This window comes from Aquiflexum sp. (assembly GCF_977115555.1).
On sequence record NZ_CDSBKL010000425.1, the window covers coordinates 1 to 3,402 of the forward strand.

2 protein-coding genes are annotated in these 3,402 nt (G+C 40.2%); one reads left to right on the forward strand and one right to left on the reverse strand.

Going from position 1 to position 3,402, the window contains the following annotated elements; translation table 11 throughout:
* Positions 1 to 243: 243 nt before the first annotated feature.
* Positions 244 to 2,598 carry a TonB-dependent receptor gene (locus ACZFYI_RS17755; RefSeq protein ID WP_462525462.1) on the forward strand — a complete coding sequence of 785 codons (2,355 nt, stop codon included), beginning with the start codon at positions 244 to 246 and terminating at the stop codon, positions 2,596 to 2,598.
* Positions 2,599 to 2,622: 24 nt separating this feature from the next.
* Here the strand turns inward: ACZFYI_RS17755 and ACZFYI_RS17760 are convergent.
* The coding region (locus ACZFYI_RS17760; protein ID WP_462525463.1) for an ATP-binding protein at positions 2,623 to 3,402 on the reverse strand (780 nt) is incomplete at its 5' end.

Genomic DNA, 3,402 nt, shown 5'->3' on the forward strand with positions numbered 1-3,402 from the left:
ATATCGCTTAGCTCGAACCCCAGGGTAAACCTATTGGAAATTTACTTTTGAAATCACCCTTCTCGCATCTATTACTCTTATATACTTTTCAAACAACATGAATATTTCCTTGGAAATCGATTTTCTATATCTCCTCTAAAAGCTATTATATATCCATTCAAATAATTGTTTCAAAAAATCAAAACCTTAAAGGTTGTTTTTGGATTATATGTATGTACATAGATTAATTTTTAAAACATCGAGATGAAAACGCTTACTTCTTATTTCTTTATAAAATCAATTTTGTTGGGAGCATTTTTCCTACAATCTATTTTTTCTATGGGTCAGGGCGATACATTCCCAGTCAAAGGAAAAGTTGTTGATGCAGATTCCAAGCAGCCGATAATATTTATGCAAGTGGCACTATTCAAGGAGGGAGAGGATTTGCCCCTTACTTACTCAGATACAAAGGAAAACGGTGAATTTGAATTGAATGCGCCTGTTGGCAATTACAAATTGAATTTTTACCTGATTGGCTACGATAAAAAGACCATTACTCCGCTCCAACTATCGGCAAGTATTGATCTTGGTATAATCGAAGTTGTCAGCGAAAACCAAAACTTGGAAGAAATAGTCGTTCAAGCCGCAAAATTCCCTTTTCGTGCAGATGTGGAGGGTATCACCATCAATCCTGAAGCCAACATGTCCAATCTTGGCGGTACTTTGCTTGATATTTTGAGAAACACTCCTTCCATCAGTGTAAGCGATGATGGGACGATCGCTCTCCGGGGAAGTACCGGAACAAACATCCTCATCAACGGCCGAAACTCCTCCCTGACCCAAAATCTTGACCAACTCCCGGCAAGTGCAGTCGAGCAGATCAAGATCATCAACAACCCAAATGCAAGGTTCGATGCAGATGCGGAAGGTGGTGTGATCGACATCATCCTCAAAAAAGGCGAAGACCTCGGAACAAACGGAAGTGGCGAATTGACGTATGGTACCCGTGGAAGGATGAATACCGGTGTCCGGTTCAATCACCGAACCATCAAATACAATCTTTATGGGGGATACAATTACCGGGATTGGAGGGATGTCGGGAAAAGGACTTCCGATAGGATTCTTTTTGAAGAAGATGAACGGCTGCTTCAGGAAACTGACAGGGAATCCCAAAATATCGGTCATACTTTTAACTATGGCGGAGATTACTACTTTGGCAAGAATATCATCAGTTACGAAGGGGTTTTCACCACCAATGTGGACAGTCAGGTAAACACTCTGTATTCCCAATTGAGCAGAAATTCTACCGGAGAATCCATTTTGGATTTTGTGAGGAGAAACAATGAAACAGAAGATGATGATGGCGTCGACAATGCAATCATTTACGAAAGGACTTTTGACAATCCCGATCAGTCATTTCGGTTTTTAGCGAGCAGTTCGTACCGTAACCAATACAAGGTTCAGAACATAGATATTTTCAATAATTCGACTGAGGCAAATGAAGAAAACCTCACCGGTCAGGAGCGTGGATTTACGGACGAAACCAGAAACATCTATGTTTTTCAGGCAGATTACACCCAGCCCCTTTCAGACAAAAAGAAGATAGAGACAGGCCTGAAATCCATTTTGAGGGAATTTGACAATGATTTTGTTTTCCAAAGGTTTCAGGAAGGAGACCAGGATTTTGTAACAGACCCCAAAGTCAGCAACAGGTTTATCTACAAAGACCAGGTGTATGCTGGATATTTTATCTATGCAGCATCTTCGGATAAAATAGATTACTCTTTTGGATTAAGGGGAGAATATACCAACCTCAATACCGAACTGATCAATACCAATGAGATCAACAAGCAGAATTACCTTAACCTGTTTCCAAGTGCGCAGGTGCTATACAAGCTGAATGAGGAGAATTCTCTGAAATTTACCTACAGCAGAAGGATCGATAGACCAAGACCTTGGAGACTCAATCCATTTCCGGATATCACTGATTCTCTGAGTGTAAGGCGGGGAAATCCAAACCTTCAGCCGGAGAAAATACATTCCTTGGAATTTGGTCACATGCTCAACAGGGCTAAATCAAGCTTTACCACAAATGCTTTCTTCAGGCATGTGGATGGGCAGGTAGACATGATTACCATCATTCAGGATGGAATTTCCTACATGCAACCGGAAAACCTGAATACAGCGGTTTCTTATGGTTTGGAACTGATCGGTTTGGGAGAGGTGAGGCCTTGGTGGAATATCAGCGGTGGTCTGACGATGTTTAGGATCATTGTCGATGGTTCAAATGTCGAAAATGGATCCATCAACAAAGGTTTTGCCTGGAATACCAAACTTACGAGTGATTTCAAACTGCCTTTTGGAATCAATTTTCAGATTGTAGCCAATTACGATTCACCTGAAATTGAAGCACAAGGACGTGATCTTGCCCAATATTTTGTGGATGCCAACGTCATGAAAAACTTCTTCAATAACCGCGGAAGCCTAGCCTTGAGTGTCAGGGATATTTTTGACACAAGGAGATTTGCAGGTGAAAATAGGACTGCGTCATTTTCGCAGGATTTCTATTCCAAAAACGAAACGAGGATTTTTCTCCTGAGCGCCAAGTTTAATTTTTGATTGGTTGCGGAAATTCCAAGTCAATCACATCCAAGTCAAAAACTTTCTAACCTCCTGAATGATTATGGTTTTTCCGTTTATGACCACTTGATCATTTTGGTTTAGGGTAAGAATATATCCGATGTCCATTTTCAAAAATTCCATTGCTTCCATCAGTCCATTGATTTCCCTATCCCTGTAATCAGGGTGCAGAGTGTCACAGACTTGTATCAACCACTTGCAGGAATTACCTTCAAAAACCACAAAATCACATTCCTGACGCTCTCTGAAATAGAACAGTTTTTGGAATTTTTTCCTCAAGTTCAGGTATACAAGATTTTCCAAAAGCCTTCCTTCATCTTTGCTGAAACTCAAAGAATTGGATTTTGCAAATCCGGTATCGATGCAATAAACTTTTTTTGGATTTTTGGAGATACTTTTCGCTGACCAACTGAACCTTGGAAGATAAAAAAGCAAATATGCATCTTCCATCCACGAAAGGTAATCCGATACGGTAGTGGGAGAACCAACGTTAAAATTGTTTCTGAGACCATTGAAACTCACTTCTTTACCGATATTGGACACCAAATATAGCGCAATATCCATCAGGACATGGGTGTTTTTGATCCCATACCTGACAGCAATATCCCTGAACAAAATGTCCTTGAGCAGCATCTGCAATATTTCAGGATTTTGATCACGGAGAAATTCCGGAAATCCCCCGCATTGCACATATTTTTTGAAATTTTCCAAAGTATCCTGAAAAGAGAAATACAATAAGTATTCCCTATATGAAAATGGAAATACCTCATGACTCAGGTACCT